This is a genomic window from Roseateles sp. P5_E11, from assembly GCF_054049355.1.
Genome location: NZ_JBFUMO010000622.1, coordinates 1 through 3,223, shown reverse-complemented (window position 1 = coordinate 3,223; position 3,223 = coordinate 1). Strand labels below are relative to the sequence as shown.

At 65.0% G+C, this 3,223-nt stretch carries 2 protein-coding genes; both read right to left on the bottom strand.

Features of this window, described 5'->3' with window-relative positions; genetic code table 11:
* Positions 1-302: 302 nt before the first annotated feature.
* The gene (locus tag ACXJKR_RS28055; protein WP_056198264.1) at positions 303-1,844 is read right to left on the bottom strand and encodes a 2-isopropylmalate synthase; all 1,542 of its coding nucleotides are present in this window, start codon (positions 1,842-1,844) and stop codon (positions 303-305) included.
* The coding region (locus tag ACXJKR_RS28050; protein ID WP_457325630.1) for a 2-isopropylmalate synthase at positions 1,841-3,223 on the bottom strand (1,383 nt) is incomplete at its 5' end. The genes ACXJKR_RS28050 and ACXJKR_RS28055, both read right to left, overlap by 4 nt.

Sequence of the window (3,223 nt, the reverse complement as noted above, 5' to 3'; positions counted from 1 at the left end):
GGCCATCGACCTCCAGGTCCTGGATGCCGACTGCAACGCCGCCCGAATAGCTGATCGTGGGCGCTGCACCAGCCAAACTACCAGCCAAGATACCGACGGAGAGGGTGAAGGCTTTCAGAAGGCGGGCGATCGACGACATGGGTACTCCAGGGTTTCGGATGCGGACGCCGACGTCACGCAATTTCCGGACCATCCACAAGATTGATGGAAAAACTCAGAGCGATCAACGGTTTAGCAAAGGACGCTGCCAATGCCGCGCTGCGACTGTCAAAAAACTCGACGCTTCTGGGCGCGACGGCGGGCTAGCCTTGGGCTGCCACGCGCTCGGCCTTGCTCTGCAGCTTGTTCAGTGCGCTCAAGTAGGCCTTGGCCGACGCCACGATGATGTCGGGGTCGGCGCCGACCCCGTTCACCACCCGACCGGCATGCTGCAGCCGCACCGTCACCTCACCCTGTGACTCCGTGCTGCCACCCGTGATCGCGTTGACGGAATACAGCAGCATCTCTGCCCCCGACTGCACGACCGACTCGATGGCGCGCAGCGTCGCGTCGACCGGACCGTTGCCGTCGCTTTCCGCGCGATGCTCCTGGAGCCCCACGGCGAAGACGATGGCTGCGTGCGGGCGCTCCCCGGTCTCGCTGCGTTGGGCGAGCGACAGCAGGCGGTAGTGCTCGGCGTCGTTGATGACCGACTCGTCCATCACGAGGGCAACGATGTCCTCATCGAAGATCTCGTTCTTGCGGTCGGCCAGATCCTTGAAACGCTGGAAGGCCGCATTGACCTCGGCTTCACTCTCCAACTGGATGCCAAGCTCCTGCAGCCGCGCCTTGAAGGCATTGCGRCCAGACAGCTTGCCCAGCACGATCTTGTTGGCCGCCCAGCCCACATCCTCGGCGCGCATGATTTCATAGGTGTCGCGCGCCTTCAGCACGCCGTCCTGGTGGATGCCTGAGGCGTGCGCGAAGGCGTTGGCGCCGACGACGGCCTTGTTGGGCTGCACGACGAAGCCGGTCGTCTGCGATACCAGCCTGGAGGCCGGCACGATCTGCGACGTGTCGAGGCCGACATCCAGGCCGAAATAGTCGCGCCGCGTCTTGACGGCCATGACGACCTCTTCGAGCGAACAGTTGCCGGCGCGCTCGCCCAGGCCGTTGATGGTGCATTCCACCTGGCGAGCGCCGCCAATCTTCACGCCGGCCAGGGAATTGGCGACCGCCATGCCCAGGTCGTTGTGGCAGTGCACGCTCCAGATGGCCTGGTCGGAGTTGGGCACCTTCTCGCGCAGGCGGCGCAGAAAGTCRCCATAGAGCTCGGGAATGGCATAGCCCACCGTGTCGGGGATGTTGATGGTGCCGGCGCCTTCCTTGATGACGGCCTCGCAGACTCGGGCGAGAAAGTCGATGTCGGAGCGGTAGCCGTCCTCGGGCGAGAACTCGATGTCGCCGCACAGGTTGCGCGCGAAGCGCACCGCCAGCATGGCCTGCTCCAGCACCTGCTCGCGGGTCATGCGCAGCTTCTTCTCCATGTGGAGTTCGCTGGTGGCGATGAAGGTGTGGATGCGAGCCCGGTGAGCAGGTGCCAGCGCTTCGGCCGCTCGTGAGATGTCACGGTCGTTGGCGCGGGCCAGTGAACAGACCGTGCTGTCCTTGACCGCCGCGGCAATGGCCTTGACCGCCTCGAAGTCACCATTGCTCGATGCCGCGAAACCGGCCTCGATGATGTCGACCTTCATGCGCTCCAGTTGGCGGGCGATGCGCAGCTTCTCCTCGCGCGTCATGGACGCGCCGGGCGATTGCTCACCATCGCGCAGCGTGGTGTCGAAGATGATCAGTTTGTCGGTCATCGCACGTTTTCCTCTCGAATCTGGGGCACGGCCACCGGTGCGCGAGACAGGCCGGACAGGATGGCCTGCATGGACGCACGCACGATGCTGCCATCAATGCCGACGCCGTGGCGAGTCACGTCGCCCACGCGAAGCTCCAGATAGGCCACCGCGCGCGCATCGGCGCCGCTGCCGATCGAATGCTCGTGGTAGTCCAGCACACGGACCTCTTGGCCCAGGCGTGTCGACAGCGCGTTGACGAAGGCATCGATGGGACCGTTGCCCTCTCCCTGCACATGGCCCATCCAGCCACCCAACACGATTTCGGCCGACAGGCGCATCGCGCCGCCCGCTACTTCGGTCATCTGCGGCTGCACGACGGCCGCGCCAGCGTCACCGATGCCGTACTCGCGTTCAAAGATGGCAAAGATGTCTGCGGCCGTCAGTTCCTTGCCGGCGTCGTCCATGACGCGTTGTACGACCTGGCTGAACTCGATCTGCAGGCGCCGCGGCAGCTCCAGGCCGTATTCCGCTTCCAGCAGATAGGCGATGCCGCCCTTGCCTGACTGGCTGTTCACGCGGATGACGGCGTCATAGCTGCGGCCCAGGTCCTTGGGGTCGACGGGGAGATAGGGCATGTCCCAAATCTCCCCCTCCCGGCGGGCTGCGAAGGCTTTCTTGATGGCGTCCTGGTGGGAGCCCGAGAAGGAGGTGTAGACGAGGTCGCCCACGTAAGGGTGGCGCGGATGCACAGGGATCTGCGTGCAATGCTCGACGCAGCGGCGTACCTCGTCGATGTCGGAGAAATCGAGCTGCGGGTCCACACCCTGGGTGTAAAGGTTGAGCGCGATGTTGACGAGGTCGACGTTGCCGGTGCGCTCGCCGTTGCCGAACAAGCAGCCCTCGACGCGGTCAGCGCCCGCCATCAACGCGAACTCGCCAGCCGCCGTGCCGGTACCGCGGTCGTTGTGCGGGTGCACGGACAGCACGATGGATTCGCGGCGCGCCAGGTTGCGGTGCATCCACTCGATCATGTCCGCGAAGATATTGGGCGTGCTGTGCTCGACGGTGGACGGCAGGTTGATGATGCACTTGCGCTCGGGCGTCGGCTGCCAGACCGCCGTCACCGCATCGACGACACGCTTGCTGAAGGCCAGCTCGGTGCCAGAAAACATTTCGGGCGAATACTCGAAGCGCCAGTCCACGCCCGGCCGCGCGGCGGCCAGTTCCTTGATCTGGCGGGCGTGCGAGGCCGCGAGCTCGACGATGCCGTCCTCGTCCGTGCCGAGCACGACACGGCGCATGATGGGTGCGACCGCGTTGTAGACGTGGACGATGACGCGACTTACGCCATCCAGCGACTCAAAAGTGCGCTCGATCAGGTGGGCACGCGCCTGCGT